We start from the raw sequence: 26,573 nt of genomic DNA, 5'->3' as shown, positions 1-26,573 counted from the left end.
CCTCGGCAGAGCAAGATTATACAAGGTATGAAAACGAAGTGTCATACATTGTATGTGTCTTGCTATTAGAAAAATTTGCTTACTACTAAACATTGCTATCACCATTTGTGTTTAGCCATTTATTAAAATCTTCGCTAGCTTTTTGGCTATCTTGGTTGTAAATATGGATAATAAAGCCTTGAAGATTAGACACGTTATAAAGTGCTTTATCTAGCCTATTTTGTAGTGCAGATTTGGTTTCATTTGTCTTATGGCTATCATAAAACAAGTAGCCAAAAAAGAAGAGTGCTTCTATAAACACAATGGTAATTAACACATATGCTATCTTTTTCATCAAAGAGGTAAAAGATGAGTTAATCTTTGATATAGTTTTATCTGCACTCTTTAGAGTATTTTGAAAGTTGTTTTGGACCTCTTTTGCTGCATTTATAAGTTCGGTACTTCCTTGCTTTATTAGCTCTATTTTTTCTTTAAAATCTCCATTAAAACTATCCGTAGTTTTATTAAAAAGCTCAATATTATTTCTAATATTTTCACTAACCTTATTGCCCATTTCAACATGTTCTTGTAGTGCAATTACGGCATTTGCCGCAACTGCTGTATCACTACTCTTGATTGTTAGCGCCATTGCTTAGCTCCTCATCGTTTTTTTCGTCTTCTTTAACCTCAGAAATTTGATCTGTATGAGAGGTTTGATGTGTATCTTTTGCATCATACTCTTTCTTCCGTTTGGAAAATTCCTTATTTGATAACTTGATGTTAAAACGATCTTCGATTACTAGCCTACACTCTTTGATCGTAGCTTGTTGTGGAAACAAGACTTCAAAGCATGCTTTTTTAATCTCCTGTTTTGTTTTATTTTTTCTAATAGCTTTTAAATCATTTAAAAGCATTTTTTTATTCGCCATATTTTTCTCCTATGACTTTTTAAATTTTTACAAAGATAGCAATAGCCATCTCACCAAATAGGCATACTTATAGTGTGCCTATTGCTTTAATATAGTAGTTGTTGATAAGGTTTTTATTTAAGTAGTTTAAAAGTAGAGAACGATTACAATAGGAATGCTTACAACCTATTGCAGAGGTTTTACTTAAAATACTTAAATAGAACTTCTGCTTCTAACTAATTTTAATCATCTTAATCTCCTTTGGTTAAAAATATTTTATTTTTAAATTTGTGTATATTATAAGATATTTTGATGGCTAGATTGTTTAAACGGTCAATAATTATTGATTTTTGTTTCAAAAGCACGATATATCAAGGGGTTTTTGCTTATAATTGATTATATAGCATAAAAATACTTATAAATTACTTAATGCTCGTATTTATACGAGGAATCGAAACAAATATCTTAAAATTACAGACCAAAAGTGACTTTTTTTGAGTATAAAAATAAAAATATTATTAATAACACATATATTTTTAAATTACCAAATAAAAAATTATTACATAATCATCAATTGCGTACCAAATACTCTCCAAGTAAATTCTCAAATTTTACCTTTAGATATTTTGAATCTTTTATTTTTATAAGGCTCAAGATAAGTTAAGCGGATTCTCTCTTATCAATTTCAACAGTTTCTGATATAAGTTTTCCTGTGTAGTTTTAGTATTATATCTAAATTCACACTCCTTTAGATGAAGCAAAAAATTCTCTTTCTTGATGCCTTTAAATTTAGCTAGTCTATGTTTAGCGTATCCCCAGAAATTTTCTATGCCATTTATATGGTTTTTACCATTAGCAAATTCATTTTTAGAGTGTTTTACTCTGTAGTGTGCTTTGGCTCCATAATCCACTAATCCATCATAGGCTTTCCAGCAATCAGAGTAAATTACACTCTCGTCTAATTCGCTAAATTCCGATAATATCGGTATTAGTTCATTTGCAGAGCAGTTTTTAACTATCTGGGTATAGACTTTGCCATCTCTTTTAAGCATACCGAATACCGGAGTTTTATTTGCCGCTCCTCTACCTCTCTTACCTCTTACTCTTTTAGCTCCAAAGTAACTTTCGTCAATCTCTATCTCACCTGAAAACTTACTTATTTTTTCACACTCGCTAGCCATTAAAATTCTGATATTTTTTAGAATTTTATTGATGGAAATTCTAGAAATCCCGGTTAAATTTGCTATTTTAGTAGCCTCTATATCCTCTGCAAAATACTTGAGAATTTCTCTAAATTTCTTCTGCGAAATTCGGGAACGGACTATATACTTATTTTTCATCGGCAGGATCATAGTTAAAACTCCTTTGAAAGTTTTTAACTTATCTTGAGCCTTTTATAAATGTGAGCCGGTATTTGACCACGCGCAGGATCTCGTGATGCTTATGCAGCCTATCTCTATTTTGTGTTTTATTGCTAGGAAATATGAATAAATCATAATCATCAAAAATATTTTTTAGCCCATATTCAATAGTTATAAACGCCATTTTTACTACACATCTATACTCATTTTATTTAAGTTATGGTAAAAATTTAACCCAGTAGAGTGACAGATTATATCATAGTAGATGATTCGTTAAAAAATTTTACTTGTTTTTTAAAATTTTACAAAAAACGTGTTAAAATTACTGCAAGCTTAAAAATTTGCTACATAAAATTTTGTTTTGCTACAAACATTAAGCTATATTTAATGAAAGGTAACTGCAATATAATATTGTAGAAACATCGTAGTTTAGGTATTTATGGTGTCACGGGGGAGACTTGAACTCCCGACCTCCGGCTTATGAGGATTTTTTATATGAGCTCACAAAAGCCTGAAATACGCACTTTAGACGATTTTTTACTTAGTCATTACGTAAAACTGTTCCATTTTTGACCGGTTGACTATTAAATATGGGACAACACTTAAGGGAGCGAAACGGTATATATTACTACCGAGCTACACTTGCTCCAAGCATCAGAAAATTTTTTAACGAAAAGCGAGAAATTTGCTTCTCCACATCCACTAATCTCTTGGAAAAAGCCAGAAAAAGGGCTAAAATTCTAGATAATAATCTTTACCTGATAAAAAGGGCGGTTCACATGAATCTTAGTGATAGCATAATCCAATCTTTTGTAAATTCGTTTATGAAAGTGAAGCTTAGTAAGAGTATCAAAGAGCACTCTCTTCTTAACAAGAAGATGGATGTAGAATTTCTAAATGCGCTCAATGACTACTTTAAACAAAGTTTGATAGATGGCGATCTACCTCAAATTTTAATTAAGGATATAAGCAATATCACTAACACTGCTGGCGCTCTTGGTAGTAAGGATAAAGAGAACATAGGGCAAACTCTTTTAGAGAAGAATATACTAACACTTAACTATCTTGTATCAAAGCTTGAGAAGAGCAGCGTGCTCTTTGATGATAAGCGTGAGCAATACTTTCTCGAAGATGATTCTAGCGATAACTTAGCCAAACATGCCAAACCTAGTTCGTTTGACGCTAAGGACATAGCTTCATTCCAAGAAAATATAAAAGAGCTTGAAGATAGTGGTTGTTTGCCCATTACGGATGGACAGCTTAAGGCTATGGCTCAGAGGATTAGCGAGACGGTTTATGCCATACTAGATCAAAAGTATGGCTCAACTTCAAATTTAAAGCTAGTAAGAACAAAGAATGACCATAGAAGCATGGAAGATATTATAATGGACCCAAATCCACCAAAAAATATCAAGATAAAATTAGATGACGATAGTAGCTTTAGTATTTTTAATCCTAGCGCCAAAATAACCAAAGAGTATGAGATCAGGCAAGTACTGCAAGCGACATCTGGCTCTAGCAATCAATTCTCAGCTTTAAATTTAGAAGATCAAAAGAGCTTAAAGGATGCATTCAAGATATTTGAGACAAACACTAAAAGAGCTGACAAGTGGTCGCCAGATACGCAAAGACTAGTTACTGGCGTAAAAAAGCTCTTATTTTTATACTTTAACGAAGATACGCCAGTTTATAGGATCACAAGAGATAACTTGCTTGAATTTAGAGATCTTCTTTATAAAATTCCAACTAAGCTAGCTCAAAAGAGCAGGTATAAAGATAAAAGTTTATCTCAGATACTTAAGCTAGGAGAAAATGACGATAAACTCTCTGAGCCTACTATCCAAAAATATATGATAAGGGTTATTCAGTTTTTTAACTACTGCTTTGATAGCGGCTATATAAGTAAAAGCATAACTGCAAAAATGAATGTCAAGATAGACATAGACCCTAGCGAAAGGGCAGTGCTTCCATACGAAGCATCAGAAGCTAGAAAGATCTTTGAGATAGTAACTAGTATCAAACAAAGTGGTAAATCACCAAGTTCAAGGATAGAGGCTAGTGAGCTCTACTACGTCACAATGATAGCTGCTTATAGTGGCATGAGGATAAAAGAGATCACACAGCTTCATAAGGAAGATATAGCTTTAAAAGATGGGATTTACTGCTTTAACATAAACACAAATGATGGTAAAACCACCAAGACCAAAAACAGCATTAGGTTTGTGCCTATTCATAGTAAGCTCATAGATCTAGGTCTGCTAGAATATGTTAATAGCAAGAAAAGCGGAAATATATTTAAGGTAAGCAATAAGGACTTCTCTGAAATTTTTAGAAGCCAGATCCAAAGAAAGTTTATAGACAAAGACTCTAAAAAGACCTTCTACTCTTTTAGGCACTACTTTATAGACTATCTAGTGCAACGCGAGGTAGAAGCTAACCTTATAGCCCAGATAGTAGGACATGAAAAGCAGTATAAAATTTTACTAAACACTTATGCCAAGCCTATTAATGCAAACACACTAAAGGCTAAAGTAGAGATGGTATCGTATGATAATGAGTAGGGATAAATTTCAAAGCATAAACTTTTAAGACTATCTTTATATCTTATTTAGTATTATTTTAGGTATTAAATAAAGGATAAAAATGCAAACTATACAAGCAAATTTTACAGCTAGCATAAGTGAGCTAAAAAAGTCTCCAGCTCAAATTTTAAAACAAGCTGGAGATAATGTCGTAGCTATACTAAACCACAATGTCCCTAGTGCATATCTAGTGCCTAGTGCTGTCTATGAAAAGATGGCAGAGATAATAGAAGAGTATCATCTAAGTAAAGCAGTAGATGCTGCTCTAGCAAGTGGTGAAAAACCAGTAAAAGTAAGCTTAGATGAGCTATGAGTTAGAGTTCTTACCAGGCGCTTTAAAAGAGTGGCAAAAGCTAGACAATAGCATAAAAGTGCAGTTTAAAAAGAAGCTAAGTGAGCGTCTAGAAAACCCAAAGGTTGCCAAGGACAAGCTACGAGGCTACGAAGATGTCTATAAGATCAAGTTAAGAGATGTCGGCTACCGCTTGGCATATCAGGTAAAAGATAGTGAGATAGTAGTGTTAGTGCTAGTTGTCGGCAAAAGAGAGAACAACGAAGTATACGAGATGCTAAAGGATAAATTTAACTAAGCATAAAGCTAGACTTTAGTTATCTGTGATTTGCTAGTAACTAATTTTATGTTATTAGCTTGTCCTATCTAAGTGCTCTTTTATGATGAGCATAACCCCTTACATTTTTATTATTTTATTTTCTTAATTTCATACTAGACTAAATTTTTAAGAGAAATCCAGAAGCTACAAAAATTATATTATATATTTCATAGTATTTTTAAAAAAACACGCATTTTAGCGGCCTGAAGCCTACCGAATTCCTTGTTTTAGGCTGTGAAATTTTATAAAATAACCTTAAAAGATATTTAAAGAGCAAGTCTGACAAAAATTTTTATGGCATAGGATTTTTTGAGTGGCTTCTTCTTAGATTGGGAGTAAATTTACGTGAGTTCTGAAAAGATAAAAAAACGCAAGGTAACCAAAGTCATAACTAAAAGACTTAGGCTAAGTAATGCAGAATGGTTGGTGATTAATAATAAATTACAAGAAAGTGGCCTAACTTTCTCAAAATTTGCCCTAAGAGCTATGTTGTCTAAGCAGATTTATGCACCAATTATAAGGGAACTTCTAATTGAGCTATCTAGACAAGGACAAAACATAAACCAAATAGCCACCAAATTAAATAGTGGGCAAAGCCTAGATAGAGTTGGTATTGAGATCATAGCCGACGATAATAAGATCTTACATAAAATTTATGAAATATTGGGTAAAAAATATGTTTCTTGATTCGCCTTGTATCAATACAAATAAAGGCACTAGTGATGCTAGTTAAATTTCTTCGTACTTATACTGGTGGTGGCCTTGGGAGCATAAATTATCTTTTAAATGAGAGAAAAGCTGCTGGAACAGCAAGAGTTATAAAAGGTGATGAAAATTTAACTAGAGCTATTATAAAAGGCATCACCTATAAACAAAAGACCTGTTTTGGTGTTTTATCATTTGAAGAGAGGCATGACTTTTTAACTGAAGAGCAAAAACTAAAAATTATTAAGGATTTTGAATATGCTCTTTTGGGTGAATATATGCTTGAACGTACAAATGTATTATGGGTAGAACACTCAGACAAGGATGGACGGCTTGAGTTAAATTTCCTTATCCCTAAGATAGATCTTGAAACAGACAGGTCATTTAATCCTTATTTTGCCAAATATGATCAAACGAGAATAGATCTAATCAAAAAGATCATTAACGATGAGTATGGACTATCAAGTCCAGATGATCCAGCAAAAGAGCAAACTATATTGTCTAGCAAGAAAAACATCAATCATTATAAAAATTTAGAAGAGCTAGACCAAAAGTTGCACGATCTGGTTAAGCAAGGCTATATTAAAAATAGAGACCACATGATTGAACTTCTTAAACAAAATGGTATCGAAATAACCAGGATCAACAAAAAAGGCATAACGATCATACTGCCTACTAAAAAAACAAAAAATCGTCTAAAAGGAGGAATATACGATGCAGACTTCACCAGTGCTCAAAGACTTGGAGAACTCAGCCAAAGCTCAAGCAGAAGAATTAGAGAATTCCATGATAGAAATACACAAGCAGAGTGCAGAGAAAATAGGCGAAAACTTGAGGAGCTTATTGCTAAAAGAGATAGATTTAATCAAGAAAGATATGTCGAAAGAACTTCAAAAAACAATATCCTTGCATCACAAGGACAGATCGGTGATAATCTCGCTATCAGCGGCTACCGCACTAATTTTGGGAATAGCAATTGGCTGGGTAGTGCACGCAATGATATTAAAGGAAGAAGTAGCTTGGACGATACCAAAACAATGGAGATACAGCCAACCTACTGCGGACAAGACCCAGAGGGAGTATTACATATCGATTCCAAAAGACAAAGAGATAATAGAGAACGAGAGCAGGAAATTTATATTAATGAAAATGGAGTAGAGGATGACAGCATTAGAGAAAGCATTGCTAGAAGAGAACGAGCGCTTGACGAAGACGATCGAAGACGAAAGGAGCAAGCACGAATTAGAAACAATGAATTTGCAACAAGACTGCGAGAAGAAGCTCGCGATATTACAGACAAATGTGACAGAGCTAACAAAGAAAGTCAAGAGCTTGAACAAAGATTGCAACGACGCCTTAACGGAATCTTTGCAGCAACAAAGAGATATGTACGAGAGTTCAATATCTTGCTTGGAAGAAAAATTAGAAAATTTAGAAGAAAAATTCCAAAATTTGAGAGAAGAATACGAGAGCTTACAGATAGAGCACAAGATGCTACAAGAATATGTAGAGAATTTATAGAGGAGCGTGAATACTCCCAAAAAGCCAGCATATATCACCATGTGGGTGATGTATGCAAGGAAAAAACTCAAAGTCTAGATATGTTTTAAACGTAGAGACTCTACTAAGTTTATTACATAATCATCTCATTTATTACTTCCAAACATTATTTGTTACGTTGCCATTTTAAAAATATACTAAAATATATTTTGTAGATCATAAAAAATAATTTAGTCTAATTATTTTTGTTCTTATGGCTGCCTTTAATCAACTTAAGCTTTTATTAAAAAAAGCCTATCTTGCATGGCCACTTTAATAAAGAAAATATTTTTTAAGCGTGGGTCAAGGGAGCGGCAAGCTATCCTTGCGAGCCTCTATGGAGATGCAAATGGTAACATTTTGTAGCTACATAGAGTATGCTCGCCCTAATATCTGAATTGAATTTTGGCGCATACTGGAATTAAATCAGTCCCACCAAAGAATGACTTAGTAAAAGTAAATTTTTGTAATTTTTGTGATTGGCATATTTGTCACTTGTTTATTTTGACTGATAAATTTGGATAGTCAATTATTTTATGGTTACTTTAATTAAAACTTAAAAAGCAAGAAGCTAGGAGGCAAACCACGAATGATATTAGCATCTTAAGCACCAATATAAATTCATACACTAAGCAACAGCACAAACAAGGCAGGTCTGCAAATTTTAGTGATATTTTTAACCAAAAGACCAAAGAAAAGATTAGCGAGCCAAACCTGTAACAACTTGTCAAGGACTTTCTAATCATTTTTATCATTTTTTTGATGTTTTTCACTCTCAATTTCTCTAAGCATTATGCGTTTCAATTTGTCTTGCATTGTTTCAGTAGTATTTTTATTAAAATGTACAACAACTTCATAGGTAGTTTTTCCAATCTTCTTTATTGTTTTTGTTTCTGTATTATTTTTTTGCATATCATCATTCCTTTTCTTGCAATTAAAAAGCGATTAGAATTTTTTACTTTTCCAATCGCTCTCATTCATCTATTAAGTTTTGTGCTTTCTTCAGCTTTTCTTTGCTCTGTATTTTTCTTCTATCAAGTCCCGTTATCCTAAGAGGTAAACACATCTCGATTATCCTTGAATAAATCCTGCCAAGCATTATATCTTCCTGTTCTTTTTCTATATCTTTGAAATTAAGGTTAGTAGTTATAATGGTTGGTCTTGCCTTTAGGTATCTTGCATTGATTACATTGTAAATTTGCTCTAAGGCATATTCTGTATTTCTCTCTATTCCAAAATCATCAAGAATTAGTAGGGTAGGGCTTGTTATCTATTCGATATATTCGTTTCTATCAAGATTAAAGCCGCCTTTTTGTAAGTCGTTTAATATCTGTGCAAAGTTCCTCATTTTTACTGTATGGCTATATTCTGTAATTATAGCGTTGGCAATAGCACAAGCTACATAGGTCTTGCCACTTCCTACATTTCCGTAAAGTAACAGTCCAACATTATCTTTTCTCATTTCTTCAAAATGTTTTACATAGTTCTTTGCTTTTTTGATGATTTCCTTATCTGTATCTTCATCGGCATTTTTAAAGGTGTAGGCTATTTGATTTTTGGATATAAAGCAGCTTTGTCTCAACCTATCTTGTTTTAACAGTTTTTTCTTGTTCAGCTCTATCTCTATCACATTTACAAGCCGTTCTGATAATCATAGGCTTATCCAACATCGGAATTACCTTACCGTCTATTCTTTCATTACAAATCTTGCAATAGATATGTCCGTCTTCTTCATAGTGAGTATCTTTGTTGTAGATAAAATCTGTCCCTTGAATTTTTGTAGTAATCATATTTTCTTTATCATTCATAATTTTAGTCTCCTTTTCTACATCAGGCTCTATAATGCGTTTTTAAGGCTTATTTTTATCTTAACCATAGTCTGACACCTCTTTTATGATTAAACCCTTAAAAACACCTTTTATAGGCTGTCGCTGTCTTCATAGTTGGTTGAATAGGTTCTATGGCTTTTATTTTGATTATTTTTCTGTGATAGCTTTTCTTTATCCTGTTCATACCAATTCATACCAATTAAGGATTGTTACATAGTGGTCTTTGTAGTCTGTGCCTTTACTTTTGATATATCTTAATAGCTTTTCAGTCATTGTATCTGTATGACCTTTCAGCCTATCTTTTAGATTTTGGTATTTTTCATCGGTTAAATGAATATTTTGATACTCTCCATAAAGGGACACTGGGGCAACCTGTTCTATTCTCCTCTTATCTAATCTACCCTTAACTATACTATGCGGACAAACGGTTGACACTTGGTTGTCATTTGGTATACCAAGATTTTCAACCTTGATATATGCTCCATTTTCCGTTTGCGTTATACTTTGCTTTTCTTCAAGATACATCGTTTCTTTTCGTCTGTCATTTCTGATGTAGTTATTTATCTTCCAATAGGTAATGACTATAACCCCTCTTTAAAAGACAATTACAAAACCTTTTGTAATTAGAATTTTTAAGTCATCATCATCTGCCCTCATAGATAGATGAAAATACAGGCATTGGCTACTTAATGGCATATCCAAAAATAAGTCGCTATCCACTATCTTTATTGAAAACATCCTTTTATCTGCCATTTTTCTCTCCTATCTTTTGTTATGAAAATGTAGCAACAAATCGTTACTCCTTTTATCTTTTAAGGAAGTCGTGTTTCACTACCCCCTTTGATTAGTACTGTCTTTGATTTAGGTACACTCCCATTTTGGGAATGTGGCATTTGTCATCTTCTTATTTTTCTTTTGTTGTTTTAGATGTCGGTCTTAAAAATACTTTTGCTTTTCTATAAACTGAATGAGCGTTTTGAAACGGTACAATAGAAAAAGCCGACTTTTGTTGTTTCAGTATGTCGGCTTAATGTAAGCTATCTGTTTCAAATTTTTATTGTCAAGGGTGAGCGATAGTGAATGTGCTTTACCCTTGATGATAAAAAAGCGAATGAATTATATTCAGTTGTCTTTTGCCTTTAATACGGAAAAATGCTTCGGCTTTTTTCTTTGCTCCCCGCAAGGGTAAAAGCACCGCAGGTCGCAAGGACACCTAAAGGGTGTATAATTGCGCCCTTAGAAAATCTAAGGGAATTACAATTATACTATGTCCTTGCGTTTCTTAGTCTTTTTGAAATGCTCTTTGCAAAATAGCCTTTATTTCTTCATTACTTTTCTCGCTTGCTCCCTCAATTAAACTTTCTAAGATTGCTCCTCGCTCTATCAATCTATGGTTTCGCTTTTTTCTTTCTTCAAGGCTCGTTTGCTTTCTGATTTTCTTTTCCTGATTTTTAAGCTGAGATAGTTTCTTTTCATATTTTTTTTCTTCTTACTTGCTTTCAATCTTTTCTTTTACTTTTTCTAATTCTGTTTTTATTGTCCATAAATTTCATCTCCTTTCAAGTTTTTTTCATAAGAAAAGACGATAGATGTTTTACTTTCTATCGTCTTGAATCTGTATTATTCAGCTCGACAAACTGAAATTTGACTTACTTCTTGTATTTCTCAACGATTATGCCTGCTACAATACCTACAATAAATCCCGCCGTAGTAACAGCCGAAAACTTAAACTTACCCCAAAGAGAAGGAAGCGCAGAAATCGCAAGTGCATACCAAAACAGATTACTACTGAGCAACCAACCATATAAATAACTATGCTCACCAGTTGAAATATTAGTAAATAGCCAACCAATCAAGTTGCTCTCACCAATATATCACCAGATATACAGCTATGTATCCCAATGTTATATAAACATTTTTCTTTCTCAAGTATAATCACAATCCTTTGTCAAACGGGAATTTTATTTTCCTGTCACTCGTTTATAGGATCATAGTCGGAAGGGACAGGTGCTACTATACTTACAAAGATGATATCCTCATCTCCAGTATTTTTTGCTCCGTGGCAGGAGTCTTTCTTCGATACTATGACATGGCCTTTCTTGAATGGAACCTCTTCATTAGGCTGGGGGTAGAATATTCCCTCTCCCTGAAGGACGATCCATATATCGTCGGAATTGTGGTGATAGTGCTTTTGCAATGTCTGACCGGGTTTGATAACCCAGACCGATCCGCCTGTAGATTCTGTCTGATAAAACGGTGTTCTGACAGCCTTTTCCGGATCCTCTTTTTTTACAAGGTCCATGCAATAGATTCTCTGTTCGCTCATGATTATTTGCTCCTTTGTATTCCATAGTTTAATCGAAAAAATGCGATTTAATGATATACCGACAAATTCTAATTTGTCTACTTCTTTATGTTTTTTAATCTCTCATCATAATATTCTTCTACAAATTTATGATTTTGGTGTTTTTCAATTTGCTTAGTGATAAGCTCTATCATTTGCTCATTTTGTTCTACTGTGTAGTTGAAATTTTTCCAATGAGAAACATTGTCTAAACATATTTCAACCAACTTTTCAAAGGTTAATACCCTTTCATTATCGGAATAATATGTTTCTTTTATATTTTTTGTTGTTGTAACTTGTATATTAGCCTCATATAGAGTGTTCAATACATCAGAGCTAATAGAAGTATCAAGAGTTGCTAAAAACATTTCTCTTGCACCTGTTCTTCCCATTTCTTCAGGTACTTCTTGCCATCTTTCTCTTAATGTGGTTTTTGCACTAATTAAGACAGTATTTCTCTTATTTACAATGTATTCTAAAACACCCAGAGAAACTAAATCTACCAATTTACCAAGACCTTTATTGACAAACTCTTGTTTACCTATATTACCTTGACTGTCAAGTGGAATCCCTGCACCAATCAAAATGAGTTCTATAATACTTTCAAATTCTTTACCTGCTCTACTCCTCCTACTTTGAGTATTTGACAAAGTCAAAGCATATATATGTTCCGGAAATTCTTCCACAAACCAAGTAATTGCCTCTATTGGTGTAAGAGTTTTGATATACTCATCATCAACTAACTCTTTTAGCATTTTTGAAGTAAAGTCTTTTTCTAATGGCTGAAATTCACTCCAACAGCTATTTCTAAGTTTTTCAACAACTTCACTTGCATTACTTAAAAAGAATTCTTTAGGGACTTTGTCGTATCCTAATGTAATAAAATTATCATAAACTAAGTCATAAGGCTGTTTAAAGCCTTCTTTCCTTTTTTCTTTAACTAAGTTTTTATATTCATCAAGAGAAATATTTGCCATAACTCTTTTCCTTTCTTGAAAAATTTTCTTCTATATGGTACAATAGTGTCAAATAGAGGACAGTTAGTCCTTGAAATAACATATATAAAAAGGAGAATATATATGAATATTATACCACAAATCATAGATAATTCCCCTGCTATTTTAATAAAAAATAAGCGTATCAGATTACAAATGACTCAAAAAGAATTAGCTGATGCTGTTGGTATGTCCAAATTCGGAGATAGGACAATTCGCAGATGGGAAAATGGAGAAAGTCAGCCATCGTCCATTGAGCTGAAACATATTTTATCATTTCCTGAAAAAGTACCTTTCCCTAATAATGAAAATGCCCCCTATAAAATCATTGATTTATTTGCCGGAATTGGTGGTACAAGGCTTGGATTTTACCAAACAGGTAAAACAAATGTCGTATTCAGTAGTGAAATTGATAAATTTGCAGTAAAAACATATAAGGCAAATTTTGGTGAAACTCCTTTTGGAGATATTACAAAAATATCTGAAAAAGATATTCCTAATCATGATATTATTGTCGGTGGTTTTCCTTGTCAAGCATTTAGTCAAGCCGGTAAAAAGCTTGGTTTTGAAGATACTCGTGGAACATTATTTTTTGAAATTGCAAGAATTATTAAAGAGAAACGACCTAAGGCATTTCTTCTTGAAAATGTCAAAAACCTAAAATCTCACGATAAAGGTCGTACCTATAAAACAATAGAAAAAACATTAAAGGATTTAAACTACGATGTTCATTCTATTATACTTAAAGCAAAAGACTTCGGTGTTCCACAAAATAGAGAGCGTATTTACATTGTTGGATTTGATAAGGATAAAATAGATAACTATAAAGATTTTTCTTTTCCAATTCCTCCCTGCCCAGATGTTTCTGTGGGAAATATTTTAGAGCAAAATGTTGATACTAAATACACCATTTCAAATGCACTTTGGCAAGGTCATCAACGACGAAAGAAAGAACATAAAATAAAGGGAAATGGATTTGGTTACACATTGTTCAATGAAAACAGTCCTTATACAAATACATTATCTGCAAGATATTATAAAGACGGGAGTGAAATACTTATTGAGCAAAAAGGAAAAAATCCACGAAAACTAACACCTCGTGAAGCTGCAAGACTTCAAGGCTTCCCCGAAAACTATATCATTCCTGTAAGTGATACTCAAAGTTACAAACAGTTTGGTAATTCTGTTGCCGTTACTGTTATCCATGCAATTGCAAATAACATAATTGATATACTTGATACCTGTACTAAAAAAGAGATTGACTAACTTCAATCTCTTTTTTCTAACTTATTAACTTGTATACCTGCCCTTTTCAGAACCTTTAATTTTTCTTGTTTTCTCTGTTCTCTCCTTGCCTTATACCTTTCCTCATATTCCTGTTGTTTTCCATTTACTTTACGCTTTAAGTAGTTTTGATGAAGTCTATCTTTTCTTTCCTTGATTTTTCTCTTTTCTTCCTCAATTTTTAATCTTTCTTCTTCTTCAGTCAATTCTTCTTTTGGTGGCTCATAGTTACCGATAAAATTAAAATATATCTCTATTTTTTTGCTTTGATGTTTGACTACCTTTTCTATTCCTTTCATGAACAATAATCTTTTCTACAAACTCATTTATCATTGTAGTTGTAAGTTCATCAAAATTTTCATATCGGCTTATTAGAGATATAAACTTTTTCGCCTTATCTGTTTCTTTTTCATATCTTGATATTGCAAACTCTAAGTCTTTAATTTCTTTGCTTAAAGCTATTTGCTCTGTTTCATATTGACTGTTAAGTATCTCATATCTATTACTTGGTATTTTTTCAAGTATCATATCTTCGTAAATACGGCACATCAATCGTTCAAGTTCCTGAAGCCTGTTTTTACTTTCCATTAATCTTATTTTTTTCTTTTCTATCTCTACTTTTTCCTTTTCTTCCATTTCATTTTAAATGGAACGGATAAAGGCTTCGTGATCTTCATCAAGATATTTTTTAATGTCTTTTAAGGTTTCCTGTATAAGGTTTAAGACTGCTTCCGCTTTTATCCTGTGAGTAGATGGACAAAGCGTTCCACAGGGTACTTTCGTGTAAGCACTGCAAGTGTAGTAGGGAATATTTTTGTAATTACTTGTTCTATGAACATACATTTTACTGCCACAATCTGCATAATACATAAGCCCAGTTAAAGGGTGATATTCTCCCCAACCATCGGGATACCTTTTTACATTTCCTCTTATCCTTTGCACATTATCAAAGGTTTCTTGGTCTATAATTGCCTCGTGGGTATTTTCAAATATCAGCCAGTTTTCTTCAGATACATATTTGCTTTTCTTATCCTTGAAATGCTTTCTTGTTTTGAAGTTTACAGTATGACCTAAATATTCCTGTTTCTTTAAGATACTTACAATTGTAGAACTGCACCAACGATAAGGATGTTCAAACACTTTGCTTTGATGTAGTCCATATCCTAATTTTTGCTGATGGTAAGCAGGTATATCTACTTTTTCACTTTCCAATATCTTTGCTATTCGATACGGACCATTGCCTTGCATGGTCAGATTGAATATTCTCCTTACTATCTCCGCTGCTTTTTCATCTACAATCCACTTATCTTTGTCTTTTTCATCTTTGATATATCCATAAGGTGGAGAGCTTGCCGTATGCTTTCCGCTTTCCCCCTTTGACCTGAATGTAGATTGTATTTTTCTTGAAGTATCTCTTGTATACCATTCATTCATAATATTTCTAAAAGGGGTAAAATCATCTTCTCTATAAAAGCTATCTACATTATCATTGATAGCAATGAGCCTAACTCCCTTTTGTCTTAAGATTTCCATACATTGACCGACTTTAAGATAGTCTCTGCCAAGTCTACTCATATCTTTTACGATTATACAACCTATTATATTACCTTGATTAACTCCGTTCATCATTGCCATAAAGCCCGGTCTATCAAACTGTGTTCCGCTTATTCCATCATCTGTAAAATGTATGATGTTGCTTAAATTATTTTTACCTGCATATTCTTCAAGGATTTTCTTTTGATTTACAATAGAATTGCTTTCTCCTTGAAGTTCATCATCACGACTTAATCTCTCATAGAGTGCTGTTATCTTTTCATAATTCCTCATTTTTACCCCCTTTCTCTTAGTTTCTTAAATAAAAAAGAATTAAGAAGTACATATTTCACTAATATAGTGATTAAGTGTTCTCCTTAATTCTATTACTCCAAGAGCCAGCTAAATTTACTTATACTACTTCTTCACAAAATAGTCTCAGCTCTTTAAATTTTAATGACCTTCAAGCTTATGGCTACACAGTAGATAAAGCTGGCTTTATGGGAGCTGATTTTAACAAAGCAGCAGGTTTGCCAAAGGACTTTAAAATCCATAAAAGCACGCTTGATGAACTTAATAGATTTGCCGAGCGCAACCATGTGCTAAATCGCATCAAGAGCAAGGACGAGCAGATAAAGATCTTTGATAATATTGATATGGCTGACACCATAAAGCACTACTACAGACTATTTGACCAAATGACCTCTGCCTTAGGTGATGATAAAAAGAGCTACACCCTTGCAGATATAGGCAAACTACCAAAAGGCTACAGCACAAAAGGCACTAGCTACGATGCCAAAGGACACCTACTAAAAGATCTATCAAACTCTACTATCTCAAACATCTACTCTAGCACTGATGAGCTAAATAGCGCTAAGTCTATAAGTAAAGAGCTTTCAAGTGCAGGCGTTAGGCTCATAGTAAAAGAGGTTGATTTTACGATGAGCGAAGCAGGTGATGAGTTTAGCTTTAACCCTGATATGTCGGTATATCAAGCAGATGAAGGTTACAGTAAAGAGGCTCTTTTTATGGGATTTTTGCGCAGCTCTAGACCGCTACCAAGTGATAGTGCAAAGACTAAGCTAAGTAGCGCTGCCTTAAATGATATCTCAAGCACTGGAGAGCATAAAGAGTACTTTGTGGATTTTGAAAAAGTGGGTAAAGATAGTGAGAGCATAAAAGCGCTCATAAAAGAAAGACTTAAAGAGCTAACTCTTTTAATGTATGCAAGATCAAAGAACACTAGCGCAGAAAGTGTTACCTCAAACGAATATGAGAAATTTAAGCCAACTAGCGAGGATATAAATTCTCTAGCAAATTCTTGGAGTGGGAGGATAAGCGCTATCAGCAATACTTTTGTGTAGAGATAGGCTATATATAAACTAAATTGTTGAAAGGTCGATTTAAATCAAAGAAAAACCTTACTCAAACAAATTTTGAAAATCGTTGAGTAGTTTAAAATTTACTAAGGATAGTAAAATGCAAATTTCTAGCTCGCCATATCCTTATCTGTCTAGAGAACACATAGCTAGTGAGATGGGGTTTAAATTTAACGATATTAACGAGATACTTAGTAACGACATGGGATATGGTATGAGCTTTCCTAAATACGCAAGGCTTGATAGAAAAGCTCAAGCTGCGGCTTACGATAGACACATATATCCACTATCTGGCTTTACAAAAGGCGATGAAGCAAAAGTCACTATCATAGGAAAGCTTAGAGGCTATGATCCTGATTTTACAAGCGAGCAGCTATCAGATCTTAAAAATTTCATAAATGAAAGCAAGGGTTTGTTTGTAGAGTATATACAAGGTCAGCAAGCAAAACCAGACAGTGATAAGCCAAAAATTTTAAGAGATATCCCATACACTGTAAATGAATTTTTAAATGAATATAGTGGCGATCGACAACTGCTATTTATGCAAAACTCAAGGACTGTTGATCTGCTTGATAGCGATATGAGCGTTGATGAGTTTAAAGAGGAGTGGGCTAAATATGCATTAAAAGAGCGGTTTAACATAACTTTATCTGGCGAAGATGCCAAAAATGCTGTCAATATACTAAAAGAGATGAATGAAAAAGGTCTTCAGGATATAGAGAGCGTTGAAGAAGAAAAAGACGACACCAAAGAGAAAAAATTTACTCCCATCCAAGCTGAAAGCAAAAACACTGAAACTTATGACATTACTAAGGATGAGAAATTCTCATATTTACTTAAGCTTCAAGAACTTGAGAGAGAACGAGGTATCGATGTGCTTCGTATCATGCAAAAACTTGAAGAAAATGGTAAAAAGGTTGTCGATAAAAAGGTTTAAATTTATCTTTGTATTTAGCGCAAGCCGCCACTAAGTCATCCTATGACAAGATAGAGGATTATCCTCATTCTGTTTTATTCATCAAACCATCTTATTTAAAATTGGCTTCTTATCTATCTTTTGCATAAGCTCTAAGACGTCTATGCCTCTTTTTTCTTTGAAATTTAAAAGCTCTCTTGCATAGAATCCTTGTTTATATCATAGGTCTCATACTTCTTCTTAACCTGCATAGGTTTAAATTTCTTCTCATTTTGCTCTTTGGCAAAATTTGCATTGTATTCTTGTTCTTCTTTGTGTAGTTTAGTTAGAAATTCTTTATGCTCTTTCGTAGTTTTTTCTACATCTTCTCTATAAAGCTTTTTAAACTCTTCTATACTTAGATCAGCTCTAACAAACAAAGCAGCACCATCATTACTCATCATTGTGTCTTCAGAAAATGATTTTACAAAAGCTTCTAGTTCCGCCTCTTGTTCTGCTGTGCCAAGACCAACCATTTTACCAACTATCGTTGGTTTGCCGTCTATAGAGTTTGTAAGCAACCAGTCCATGTAATCTTGGAGTTCGCGAACTCTAAATTCTTCCATGTTTTCTGGCTCTCTTTTTGCTGATAGAGCTCGTCTTTCTTGAATGGTGTAATTAGATAGCATATTATCAATTCGATTTATAGTATCTGCTATCCAGCCCTCTTTACTTTTGTCTATATCTATAAATTCTTTTATAGTTTCGCTCCAGGGTTTAAAAAGATTCTTTGAGTAGTCAAATTTTTCTTCGGTAGCGTTTTTGTCTTGCTTACCTTCTTTGGTTATATTTTCTGTTGCATTTTCTTTTTGGATAGTGTTATCTTGTATCGGTGTGTTGCTAGGTCCGTTTATGCTAGTTATCATTTTAACTCCCCCTTACGCCTTTATATCAACATCTCTTTTTATACCAAGCATATCTACTAGATATTTTCCAGCTGGGTTTTCGTTTAGCTCTTTTACTAAATTTAAAGGCGGCATGCTAAATTTTAAAAAGCTATCCATAAAGTCTTTGCTCTTTTTGCCATCTTTATCTATCTCACCAAAGAGTAGCTTTAGCATTTTTAGATTATGCTCCATCATCTTTTTAAATGATAGTTCGTCTTCTTCATCTGAATACTTACCAACAAACCCAGTCGTTAGATCTACATAGACAAGGTCTCTTTTATACTTAACATACTCTTGCATGTATTCAGGCATACCAGCTAGATCAGAGTCGCTTGCTTTGTTGAAATTTGCTCCAAATTTCATCTCACCCATAAGCTCAAATAGCTCAAATGCCCTACTAAATTCTTTACTATCTACGCTCTTATCAAAGCCTTGCTTCTTTCCAAAAACGGTGGTTTCACCTTCTTTGACGTCAAGGTTGCTATTTATGACGGCTGCTAAAAGCCCGCCTCTAGTTATAGAGCCATCTTTATTAGTGTATTTCTCTCCATGCGGATCGATAAAAACACCACTGCCTACACTCTCTTTGCCGCCATTGTTATTGTTAAAGATATCTGTTGTTGGCTTTAGTGGCTGCCTGCCATCTCCACCATTAAAGCTTGGGTTGAAAAAAAGCGTGCTTATCATCTGCTTATTTGACTCTTTGCCGTTAAAATCAGCCGCAGCCGAGCCAAATTCATGAATGGAGTTATGGATTTTAGTTACTTGCATACTTTGGCGGTTATAAGAAAAGCCTTGAGGGAAATTTCTTATCTCGTCTAAGCTAAAGCTATCCTTTGAATTTAATGTATCTTCGCCAACTACTTGTGAGAGGATTTTGTAGGCATTGCCAGCAGTCTTTGCTATATCTATGCTTTTAAAGGTGCGACTAAAAAACGATGTCCCCTCTGCAACATTTACTAACGACTCCAGCGTGCTTGAGTGAATTTTATAATCACTTGGGATGCCAGCTTGTTTATTAAACTCATCTGTAAAGTAGCCATCCTTATTTACCTTGTAGCCTAAAACCTCTGAGCTGGTTTGGTTGGTAGAAACTTTGGTTGATACCTTTATGTTCTGCTCTAAATTTAAGTGGTAGCTACCAAGTGTGTTTATCATCTTAGATCCTTTAAATTTAAACCATCTTATTTAAAATTTGCTTCTTATCTATCTTTTGCATAAGCTCTAAGACATCTATGCCTCTTTTTTCTTTGAAATTTAAAAGCTCTCTTGCGTAGAGAAATTTTTGATCCTTGTTTATATCATAGGTCTCATACTTCTTTTTAACCTGCATAGGTTTAAATGTCTTCTCATTTTGCTCTTTAGCAAAATTTGCATTGTATTCTTGCTCTTCCTTAATTATCTGCTTTCTTTGTTCTTCAACATCCTTTGTTGCTTTTTCTCTTGCTTTGGCAAATAAAGTCTTAAACTCTTCTATGCTTAGATCAGTTCTACTTAAAAGACTAAGAGACTCCTTGTTATTATTTGGATAAAGAGAAGACATACTGTCCATAAATGCTCTTAGATCGGCCTCTTCTTCTTTTGTACCAAGACCTATCATCTTACCTTCTATTGTTGGTTTGCCGTCTATAGAGTTATCCCTCAGAAAATCCATATAGCCTTGAAGTTCCCAATCTATCGCTTTTTCTATGGTTTCTGGATATTTTCCGTATAGAGCTCTTCGCTCTTCTGGGGTGTATTTGTTTGATAGCATACTATCTATTTTATCTATGGTTTTTGTTATCCAGTCTTCCGTTCCTTCTTCTATACCGATTATCTTATCTAGTCCAACACCAAATGATCCTTGCATATAAGCATCAACTTTAGCTTTCTCATCTTCTGCAGATAAATTTTTATTGCCATGAGCTATGTAGTCATCTAAAATTTCTTTATATTGCATCGATCCATTATAGGTAGTAATAAACATTTCAACTCCCCTTTATGCCTTTATATCAACATCTCTTTTTATACCAAGCATATCTATTAGGTATTTTCCAGCTGGGTTTTCATTTAGCTCTTTTACTAAATTTAAAGGTGGCATACTAAATTTTAAAAAGCTATCCATAAAGTCTTTGCTCTTTTTGCCATCTTTATCTATCTCACCAAAGAGTAGCTTTAGCATTTTTAGATTATGCTCCATCATCTTTTTAAATGAGAGTTCGTCTTCTTGGTCGCTAAATTTATCAAGGCTTTGTCTGTGTCTCACATAATCTTGCATATAATCAGGCAGCATAGAGACAGCACCATCATCTGCTTTTGAGAAATTTACCCCATAAGCCATTTGCCACATAGCGTTAAAGGCATTAAATGACCTTTGAAATTCTTTTGTGTTGATGTTTTTATCATAGCCGCCATATTTGCCTATCGCAGTGGTTTCGCCCTCGTATATGTCTAGGTTGTGATTTAGCACGCCAGCTATAAGACCACCTTTAGTTATGGAGCCATCTTTGTTAGTGTATTTTTCTCCGTGTGGATCCATAAATATACCAATGACCGTGTTTTCTTTACCGCCATTTGCGTTGTTAAAGATGTATGTTACGTTTTTTGGATGTATCTGCTTATCTGCCGCAATAGACAAAGAGCCATTGTAAAAGAGCGTGCTTATGGTCTTTGTTGGCGTATGCACAAAGCTATCTTCTACCGCAGAATACTCACTAGCACTAGCATATCTTTGATCTACTTGCAGACTTTGACGATCATAAGAAAAGCCTTGAGGGAAATTTCTTATATCTTCTGCGCTAAAGCTGTCCTTTGAGCTTAGTGTATCTTCGCCAACCACTTGAGCTAGCAACCTATAAGCGTTGCCAACTGTTTTAGCTATATCGATACTTTTAAAATTCTTGATGTCTGGGTCTATTATGTCGTTTGATCTGACTAACGACTCCAGTGTACTTGAGTGAATTTTATAATCAATTGGTATGCCAGCTTGCTTGTTAAACTCATCTGTAAAATAACCATCCTTATCTACCTTGTAGCCTAAAACCTCTGAGCTGGTTTGGTTGGTGGCAACTTTGGTTGATACCTTTATGCTCTGTTCTAAATTTAAGGGGTAGCTACCAAGTGCGTTTATCATCTAATATCCTTTTAGCTTCATGCTAAAGATATCGTCTTTTTTGTAAAAAGATTTATTTTGCAAAGGGTTTTTAGTCTGCATAAATTTACTCCTAAACTCTCGCATCTATCTTTTTATAAAGCCTATCTTTACTAGATAGTTCTTTAAAGTTTAGGTCATTTTCAAGATAGGTGATGTTGTAAATTTCTTTGGTGGTGATGCTTTTGCCGTTTTCAAGTCCGATCAGAAATTTGCTTGTAAATTTATCAGAGAGGTTTTTAACCAGCTTTGCTCCAAGCTCTTTTAGGCTAGATATCTTCTCATCTTGCTTTATGCCTATATCTTTAAAGTCAAGTCTATTTAGCTCTACATCATTCATGCTCTTAGCATCTAAATTTATACTTGCTCTTTTGCTATCCTTGTCATCTTTGCTGATTAGCTTGCCAGTGTCGCTATAAATTTCTTTTACCTCTAGCTCTCTTCCGCTATCAAATTTAAGCGTGATCGTGCCATTTTTGTTTAGCTTCATAGCTATTACGCTGTCTGTGTCCTTTAGCGCAGCTGCTGCCTTGCTAGTATCACTCTCAAAAGCATGCTTTGCTCTTTCTAAATTTTCTAGGCTAAACTCCAGTCCAGTCGCTTTTTCAAACTCACTCTCCATAGCGATTATATAAGATGACTTTGTGACTTTTAGCTTTGAGATGAGATCATCTGCGTCTTCTACATCATTTTCTTTTAAATTTTTGCTTATCCACTCTACGTCTTTGCTGTGAGCGCTAGACTCTTTTTGGTAGTCGTTATAAAATTTCATAAAGCTATCTTTTTGATAGCCTGCGTATGAAAAGCTCTCATCTTGTTTAGGCCCAGAAGGCTTTATGATAGGGTTAAACTCGCTAAGCTTTTTCTTGCCGTCAAAGCCAACTTTCTCATAGGCAAAGTTATTTAAGCCGCTCTCTTCGTTAAATATCTTATTATCCCTAAGATCTACCCAGCCGTCTTTGTCTGCATGGTCTTTGAAAAATTTATTAGTCTCTTCTTTGTCTATCTTTTGGTAGCGATATTCGGCTGAAAATAGAGTATAAGGGTTTGAGTTATTTAAACTAACTCTGTAATCAACCGTGTTTTTGCTAGCAAAGTCCATAGCCTCATGGCTTAAATTTCTAATATCTTTTTTGATAAAGTCGTTAAGGTTTATCTCGCTTACAACTTCGCTTAGTTTGAAAATTTTCTCATTTCCGTCTTTATCGTAGCCTCTAACTTTTAGCTTATCAAAGTATTTATCACCAGAATTTATCACTCCGTCCTTGTTGCTATCAAAGTTAAATAAAAATCCATTTGCATCTAGCTTGCCTATGCCTAGTTTGTCATTATCGTTATAAAGATCCAAAAAGACCTCTACATCACCCAGTGAAGTTTTTATCGTTTTTTCATAGGCGTAGTCATTTAAATTTGTAAATTTAGTATCTGCTGCCGCAATGGGCTTAATGGGAGTTTTTGAATTTATAGATGAAAAATAGGTGCTAGTTTGATCCACTTTCCTTAGTGCTGAGGCATCTTCGCCAAAGAGATATTTGTTTTCAAAGTCCTTTTTGTCCCAGTTTCTCCGCTGGATATCCACGTAAGAAAAAGCATCGTTTGTTCCGTTGTCTGCTTTAGCATACTCTGACTTCACGCCACTGGTGCTAGCACTTTGGATGATAGAGTAGGTGCTATTTGAGATGAGCTTAGTAGCGATGTCTTTAAGCTCAGACTTTAAATTTATGTTGTCTAAAGTTTGCACTCTATCTACACCAAGAAGGACCCTTGAATAGATCATATCTTTGGGTAGATTTATATTTATGGGCTCTAAATTTGGTGATATCGTCATTTTAAATCCTTTTAAAATATATAGCTTATATCGGCAAATATAAAAAATGTTTAGTAGTATGGGGGCTAAAAGGGCTTAGAGCGAATGCCTACTATGTTATATTTTTAAAGCTCTCTTGTCTTCGTCCTCTCATCAAATTCTTTTAAAACGTCCATTATTTTATTTGCTAGCCCCTCAAGCGTTTGATCTTTTTTAAGCTCTAAATTTCTAAGCTTTAAAATCCTAGCTAGTATATCTTTTAGATCTTTCTTACCAGATAGTATCTCATCATAATAAGCCTTTGGTATGCCTATCTCGCTTCTATCTTGCTTTGTAAGTATGAGTTTGTCTCTATATACATTGCGAGCCTCATCGGTTATCCTTGTTGTACCACCTTGCAGCACAAGACCTTGCTCGTTTTTTAAAAATGCTACAAAGATTTGCTCCTTTGTATAGCCTTGTTCATTGTCATATACAGACATATCAGGCTTAAAGTCATATCCAGCACTACTAACCCACATATAAGGGATAGTATGCTCAGTTGTCATCACTTCTGGAGAAAAGTCAAGGAAATTTCCATTAACTTCTACATTTATATCGCTTAGATCATCCCACAGCCTATGTGCATCTTCTGCCTCTTGAGTTGTCCTAAAGATATGAGTTACCTTCTCATTACTCCTATCAGTTAGCCCATCTAGCTCATCGCTAGTCATCCTACCCATTAGGTATTCATAATGCTCTATTTTTTTATCTTTTGAAAAGTAGCCCTTTGGCATCTTTGCTAGATCTTCATTTGAGTAAAACTCTTTACCTTTACTAATAACTCCAGCTGAAATTTGATCAAAAATTTTATAGTATTGCTTGATGGTATTTGCTAGATCGATATTTGCAAAACTATCCTCTCCAAAGAGCGCATTATCTTTTTTTGTTTCCATTGAAAAATTTATACTATTTGGGTGCTTTTGATTGTGCAGCACTATCGCATCAAGTGTGCTTTTGTGGATTTTAAAGTCCTGTGGCAGGCCTGCAGCCTTGTTAAAATCAACCCCCATAAATCCTTTAGCATCTACACTATATCCGTAACCCTCTTGTGAAGTAAATTTAGCCTGATAAAGAGAGTCGATACTACTAGATGAAACAAAGTCATTTTTAGGAGTAGTGGTTTGGCTGATTGAATTTATATTTGTAGTGTTAGGTAAGAAGCTTGCAAAGCCTTCGCTTTTTGTATGTTTTTGGTAGTGTTGTTTTGTTAAGATGGAGTTATAAGAGATTTTCATAGCTTACTCCTTGAATTTAGCTTCAAAGAGTAAGCAAAAGTTGTGCCGAAAATTTAAGAGTGAGATAAATTTAAGTTTGTTCACTTTGAGATAAAAATTTTATCTATCAGTAAAAATAAAAGCAAATTTATAGAAATCATCTTGTAAAATAAATCTATCCTGAAAAAATGTACCACTTTTTATAAAAACTGTACCATACTTTTAGGAAATTTTAAAGAAAGGGAAACTGCAAAAAGGGCAGTTAAAGTATCGATAAGTAGGACATCTATGGTGTCACGGGGGAGACTTGAACTCCCGACCTCCGGCTTATGAGACCAGCGCTCTAACCAGCTGAGCTACCGTGACACTTTAAAATAAGTTTCGGATTATATAATTTTTAAACTTATTTGTAGATAAAAACCATCTTTATCTACAAACACAAAGTAAAAGCACCAAGAATCGATAAAATATCTATTTTACGAAATAATTTTGAGCTAGAGATTTATCCTCGGGTGTGATACTAAATTTCTCGCTATCGATGCTAACTTCAAATTTATTTTCTCTGCTTGCTTTTGTATAAGCTAATGCAAGCCTTGCAGCTAGCTCTTTATCAGCTTTACTAGCATTTTTGCTTATGAAGCTAACGGCTCCTACGATGTCATCACTCTCTTTAAAATTTACTTGATCAAATTTATCATTTGGATGCGCTAAAAGAGCGTTATTATCGCTCTCGTCACGTCCTATTATCATTTTTGCACCATCTGGCAAGCGCAGATGCCTACCAAGTTTTAGCCACGTTACATCGATATCTCGCATCTCTTTATCAAAATTTAGATAATCCTTTATCTTCACAGCAAAACTCTCGATCGTTAGCAAACATCCGCCCCCAGGCGTTGCAAAGTCCTCAAAGCCAAATTCCTTTGCCAAAGCAAGCTGCGGCTTTCTATCGCGCCCGCTTATATCAAGCAGCTTCTCTCTATCGACCCAGCCCTCGCGCTCTGGCTTAGTTGGTGGCAAGAGCTTAGCGCACATCGGACGAAGCACTAGATCATCCTCGTCATCAGCTAGGCGCTTAACCTGAAAGAGTGCGTCCCTACGCTGACTCATCGGTCTTTGACCCAAAACTTCGCCCGTAATGATGAAATTTGCATTTTCACTTTTTAGCATATTTAGAGCTGTTTTAAACATATATCCGTGACAATCAATACAAGGGTTAAACTGCTTGCCATAGCCGTATTTTGGGTTAAAAAGCACATCACGAAGATACTCATTTCTCATATCAACCACTTTTAAGCTAGCTCCGGCCAAAGCTGCACGGCGTCTTAAAATTTCATGTTTTTCTTCATCTACGCCAAATCCAGTATCCATATAAAGTGCGACCACTTCGATGTTTTGATCACTTATTAATTTCATTGAGAGCATGCTATCAAGCCCTCCGCTAAACAAAGCTAAAGCCTTCATTCTTATCCTGAAAGTAAAATTTAAAGCC

The 26,573-nt window shown here is 34.3% G+C and carries 21 protein-coding genes, 1 tRNA gene and 4 pseudogenes; 8 read left to right on the top strand and 18 right to left on the bottom strand.

The window, feature by feature from the left end; all coding sequences use genetic code 11:
• Nucleotides 1–85: 85 nt before the first annotated feature.
• From CVT18_RS02985 to CVT18_RS02975, 3 genes are all read right to left on the bottom strand, one after another.
• Nucleotides 86–628, bottom strand: coding sequence for a hypothetical protein (locus tag CVT18_RS02985; RefSeq protein ID WP_103628510.1), 543 nt, complete (start codon nt 626–628; stop codon nt 86–88).
• The gene (locus CVT18_RS02980) at nt 606–908 is read right to left on the bottom strand and encodes a hypothetical protein (RefSeq protein WP_103628509.1); all 303 of its coding nucleotides are present in this window, start codon (nt 906–908) and stop codon (nt 606–608) included. The genes CVT18_RS02985 and CVT18_RS02980 overlap by 23 nt, the downstream gene beginning before the upstream one ends.
• Before the next feature lie 629 nt (nt 909–1,537).
• The gene (locus CVT18_RS02975) at nt 1,538–2,239 is read right to left on the bottom strand and encodes an IS1595 family transposase (protein WP_103628508.1); all 702 of its coding nucleotides are present in this window, start codon (nt 2,237–2,239) and stop codon (nt 1,538–1,540) included.
• 788 nt (nt 2,240–3,027) lie between these two features.
• Here CVT18_RS02975 and CVT18_RS02970 point away from each other — a divergent pair.
• The 5 genes from CVT18_RS02970 to CVT18_RS02950 all read left to right on the top strand — a co-directional run bounded on the left by CVT18_RS02970 (nt 3,028) and on the right by CVT18_RS02950 (nt 7,756).
• Nucleotides 3,028–4,809, top strand: a complete 1,782-nt coding sequence (locus CVT18_RS02970; protein ID WP_107824226.1) for a site-specific integrase — start codon at nt 3,028–3,030, stop codon at nt 4,807–4,809.
• A gap of 82 nt (nt 4,810–4,891) precedes the next feature.
• Entirely contained in the window at nt 4,892–5,143 is a 252-nt protein-coding gene (locus CVT18_RS02965) for a type II toxin-antitoxin system Phd/YefM family antitoxin (RefSeq protein WP_009295321.1), read from the top strand.
• Nucleotides 5,133–5,420, top strand: a complete 288-nt coding sequence (locus CVT18_RS02960) for a type II toxin-antitoxin system RelE family toxin (protein ID WP_009295458.1) — start codon at nt 5,133–5,135, stop codon at nt 5,418–5,420. The genes CVT18_RS02965 and CVT18_RS02960 overlap by 11 nt, the downstream gene beginning before the upstream one ends.
• Before the next feature lie 366 nt (nt 5,421–5,786).
• Nucleotides 5,787–6,128, top strand: coding sequence for a plasmid mobilization protein (locus CVT18_RS02955; RefSeq protein ID WP_009295459.1), 342 nt, complete (start codon nt 5,787–5,789; stop codon nt 6,126–6,128).
• Between the two features lie 35 nt (nt 6,129–6,163).
• The gene (locus tag CVT18_RS02950) at nt 6,164–7,756 is read left to right on the top strand and encodes a relaxase/mobilization nuclease domain-containing protein (RefSeq protein ID WP_009295460.1); all 1,593 of its coding nucleotides are present in this window, start codon (nt 6,164–6,166) and stop codon (nt 7,754–7,756) included.
• A 667-nt stretch (nt 7,757–8,423) separates the two neighbouring features.
• Here CVT18_RS02950 and CVT18_RS02945 read toward each other — a convergent pair.
• The 6 genes and pseudogenes from CVT18_RS02945 to CVT18_RS02905 form a co-directional block, all read right to left on the bottom strand.
• Entirely contained in the window at nt 8,424–8,597 is a 174-nt protein-coding gene (locus CVT18_RS02945; protein WP_009295461.1) for a transposon-encoded TnpW family protein, read from the bottom strand.
• 61 nt (nt 8,598–8,658) lie between these two features.
• Nucleotides 8,659–9,475, bottom strand: a pseudogene (locus tag CVT18_RS10755) (ATP-binding protein).
• Nucleotides 9,476–9,694: 219 nt separating this feature from the next.
• Nucleotides 9,695–10,039 (bottom strand): hypothetical protein, encoded by a 345-nt coding sequence (locus CVT18_RS10275; RefSeq protein WP_009295465.1) that lies wholly within the window; start codon nt 10,037–10,039, stop codon nt 9,695–9,697.
• A gap of 757 nt (nt 10,040–10,796) precedes the next feature.
• A pseudogene (locus tag CVT18_RS10425) lies at nt 10,797–10,985 on the bottom strand (DUF3847 domain-containing protein); the annotation flags it as partial.
• A gap of 501 nt (nt 10,986–11,486) precedes the next feature.
• On the bottom strand, nt 11,487–11,840 hold the full coding sequence (locus tag CVT18_RS02910) for a cupin domain-containing protein (protein WP_009295467.1): 354 nt from the start codon (nt 11,838–11,840) through the stop codon (nt 11,487–11,489).
• A gap of 77 nt (nt 11,841–11,917) precedes the next feature.
• Nucleotides 11,918–12,835: a type II restriction endonuclease gene (locus tag CVT18_RS02905; protein ID WP_107824225.1), complete on the bottom strand. Its 918-nt coding sequence runs from the start codon at nt 12,833–12,835 to the stop codon at nt 11,918–11,920.
• 102 nt (nt 12,836–12,937) lie between these two features.
• Between CVT18_RS02905 and dcm the strand changes: the two genes are divergently transcribed.
• Complete coding sequence (gene dcm / locus CVT18_RS02900; protein ID WP_009495138.1) at nt 12,938–14,119, top strand: DNA (cytosine-5-)-methyltransferase; 1,182 nt, start codon at nt 12,938–12,940, stop codon at nt 14,117–14,119.
• 2 nt (nt 14,120–14,121) lie between these two features.
• On the opposite strand, the pseudogene CVT18_RS10270 reads toward dcm, so the two are convergent.
• A pseudogene (locus CVT18_RS10270) lies at nt 14,122–15,964 on the bottom strand (DUF4368 domain-containing protein).
• A 74-nt stretch (nt 15,965–16,038) separates the two neighbouring features.
• Here CVT18_RS10270 and CVT18_RS02880 point away from each other — a divergent pair.
• Nucleotides 16,039–17,034, top strand: a complete 996-nt coding sequence (locus CVT18_RS02880; RefSeq protein WP_234410260.1) for a Cj0814 family flagellar-dependent secreted protein — start codon at nt 16,039–16,041, stop codon at nt 17,032–17,034.
• Nucleotides 17,035–17,149: 115 nt separating this feature from the next.
• Entirely contained in the window at nt 17,150–17,986 is an 837-nt protein-coding gene (locus CVT18_RS02875) for a polyribonucleotide nucleotidyltransferase (RefSeq protein ID WP_087584840.1), read from the top strand.
• An 81-nt stretch (nt 17,987–18,067) separates the two neighbouring features.
• Here the strand turns inward: CVT18_RS02875 and CVT18_RS02870 are convergent.
• From CVT18_RS02870 to CVT18_RS02835, 8 genes and pseudogenes are all read right to left on the bottom strand, one after another.
• Nucleotides 18,068–18,870: pseudogene (locus CVT18_RS02870) on the bottom strand (cell surface protein).
• A gap of 12 nt (nt 18,871–18,882) precedes the next feature.
• Complete coding sequence (locus tag CVT18_RS02865) at nt 18,883–20,049, bottom strand: Cj0814 family flagellar-dependent secreted protein (RefSeq protein WP_107824223.1); 1,167 nt, start codon at nt 20,047–20,049, stop codon at nt 18,883–18,885.
• Between the two features lie 16 nt (nt 20,050–20,065).
• Nucleotides 20,066–20,857, bottom strand: coding sequence for a cell surface protein (locus CVT18_RS02860; RefSeq protein WP_413784326.1), 792 nt, complete (start codon nt 20,855–20,857; stop codon nt 20,066–20,068).
• Between the two features lie 12 nt (nt 20,858–20,869).
• A complete protein-coding gene (locus CVT18_RS02855) occupies nt 20,870–22,003 on the bottom strand; it encodes a Cj0814 family flagellar-dependent secreted protein (protein ID WP_103607123.1) in 1,134 nt (377 codons plus the stop codon).
• A gap of 91 nt (nt 22,004–22,094) precedes the next feature.
• Entirely contained in the window at nt 22,095–23,849 is a 1,755-nt protein-coding gene (locus CVT18_RS02850; RefSeq protein ID WP_107824222.1) for a response regulator, read from the bottom strand.
• 104 nt (nt 23,850–23,953) lie between these two features.
• Nucleotides 23,954–25,105 (bottom strand): Cj0814 family flagellar-dependent secreted protein, encoded by a 1,152-nt coding sequence (locus tag CVT18_RS02845; protein ID WP_107824221.1) that lies wholly within the window; start codon nt 25,103–25,105, stop codon nt 23,954–23,956.
• A gap of 268 nt (nt 25,106–25,373) precedes the next feature.
• Nucleotides 25,374–25,450 (bottom strand) — tRNA-Met (locus CVT18_RS02840).
• A 105-nt stretch (nt 25,451–25,555) separates the two neighbouring features.
• Nucleotides 25,556–26,545, bottom strand: coding sequence for an argininosuccinate synthase domain-containing protein (locus tag CVT18_RS02835; RefSeq protein WP_103628502.1), 990 nt, complete (start codon nt 26,543–26,545; stop codon nt 25,556–25,558).
• Nucleotides 26,546–26,573 lie beyond the last annotated feature (28 nt).

The organism is Campylobacter concisus (assembly GCF_003048405.1).
GTDB classification, from domain to species: Bacteria; Campylobacterota; Campylobacteria; order Campylobacterales; family Campylobacteraceae; genus Campylobacter_A; species Campylobacter_A concisus_Q.
The sequence above is the reverse complement of the archived record's forward strand: the minus strand, read 5'-3'. Positions and strand labels throughout refer to the sequence as shown.

Bases quoted from the DNA above. Each gene is read 5' to 3' on its own strand.
- dcm (WP_009495138.1), top strand. From the start codon at position 12,938: ATGAATATTATACCACAAATCATAGATAATTCCCCTGCTATTTTAATA.
- CVT18_RS02860 (WP_413784326.1), bottom strand. From the start codon at position 20,857: ATGTTTATTACTACCTATAATGGATCGATGCAATATAAAGAAATTTTA.
- CVT18_RS02985 (WP_103628510.1), bottom strand. From the start codon at position 628: ATGGCGCTAACAATCAAGAGTAGTGATACAGCAGTTGCGGCAAATGCC.
- CVT18_RS02945 (WP_009295461.1), bottom strand. From the start codon at position 8,597: ATGCAAAAAAATAATACAGAAACAAAAACAATAAAGAAGATTGGAAAA.
- CVT18_RS02970 (WP_107824226.1), top strand. From the start codon at position 3,028: ATGAATCTTAGTGATAGCATAATCCAATCTTTTGTAAATTCGTTTATG.
- CVT18_RS02850 (WP_107824222.1), bottom strand. From the start codon at position 23,849: ATGACGATATCACCAAATTTAGAGCCCATAAATATAAATCTACCCAAA.
- CVT18_RS02910 (WP_009295467.1), bottom strand. From the start codon at position 11,840: ATGAGCGAACAGAGAATCTATTGCATGGACCTTGTAAAAAAAGAGGAT.
- CVT18_RS02960 (WP_009295458.1), top strand. From the start codon at position 5,133: ATGAGCTATGAGTTAGAGTTCTTACCAGGCGCTTTAAAAGAGTGGCAA.
- CVT18_RS02975 (WP_103628508.1), bottom strand. From the start codon at position 2,239: ATGATCCTGCCGATGAAAAATAAGTATATAGTCCGTTCCCGAATTTCG.
- CVT18_RS02950 (WP_009295460.1), top strand. From the start codon at position 6,164: ATGCTAGTTAAATTTCTTCGTACTTATACTGGTGGTGGCCTTGGGAGC.
- CVT18_RS02865 (WP_107824223.1), bottom strand. From the start codon at position 20,049: ATGATAAACACACTTGGTAGCTACCACTTAAATTTAGAGCAGAACATA.
- CVT18_RS02855 (WP_103607123.1), bottom strand. From the start codon at position 22,003: ATGATAAACGCACTTGGTAGCTACCCCTTAAATTTAGAACAGAGCATA.
- CVT18_RS02965 (WP_009295321.1), top strand. From the start codon at position 4,892: ATGCAAACTATACAAGCAAATTTTACAGCTAGCATAAGTGAGCTAAAA.
- CVT18_RS02980 (WP_103628509.1), bottom strand. From the start codon at position 908: ATGGCGAATAAAAAAATGCTTTTAAATGATTTAAAAGCTATTAGAAAA.
- CVT18_RS02875 (WP_087584840.1), top strand. From the start codon at position 17,150: ATGCAAATTTCTAGCTCGCCATATCCTTATCTGTCTAGAGAACACATA.
- CVT18_RS10275 (WP_009295465.1), bottom strand. From the start codon at position 10,039: ATGTATCTTGAAGAAAAGCAAAGTATAACGCAAACGGAAAATGGAGCA.
- CVT18_RS02835 (WP_103628502.1), bottom strand. From the start codon at position 26,545: ATGAAGGCTTTAGCTTTGTTTAGCGGAGGGCTTGATAGCATGCTCTCA.
- CVT18_RS02905 (WP_107824225.1), bottom strand. From the start codon at position 12,835: ATGGCAAATATTTCTCTTGATGAATATAAAAACTTAGTTAAAGAAAAA.
- CVT18_RS02845 (WP_107824221.1), bottom strand. From the start codon at position 25,105: ATGAAAATCTCTTATAACTCCATCTTAACAAAACAACACTACCAAAAA.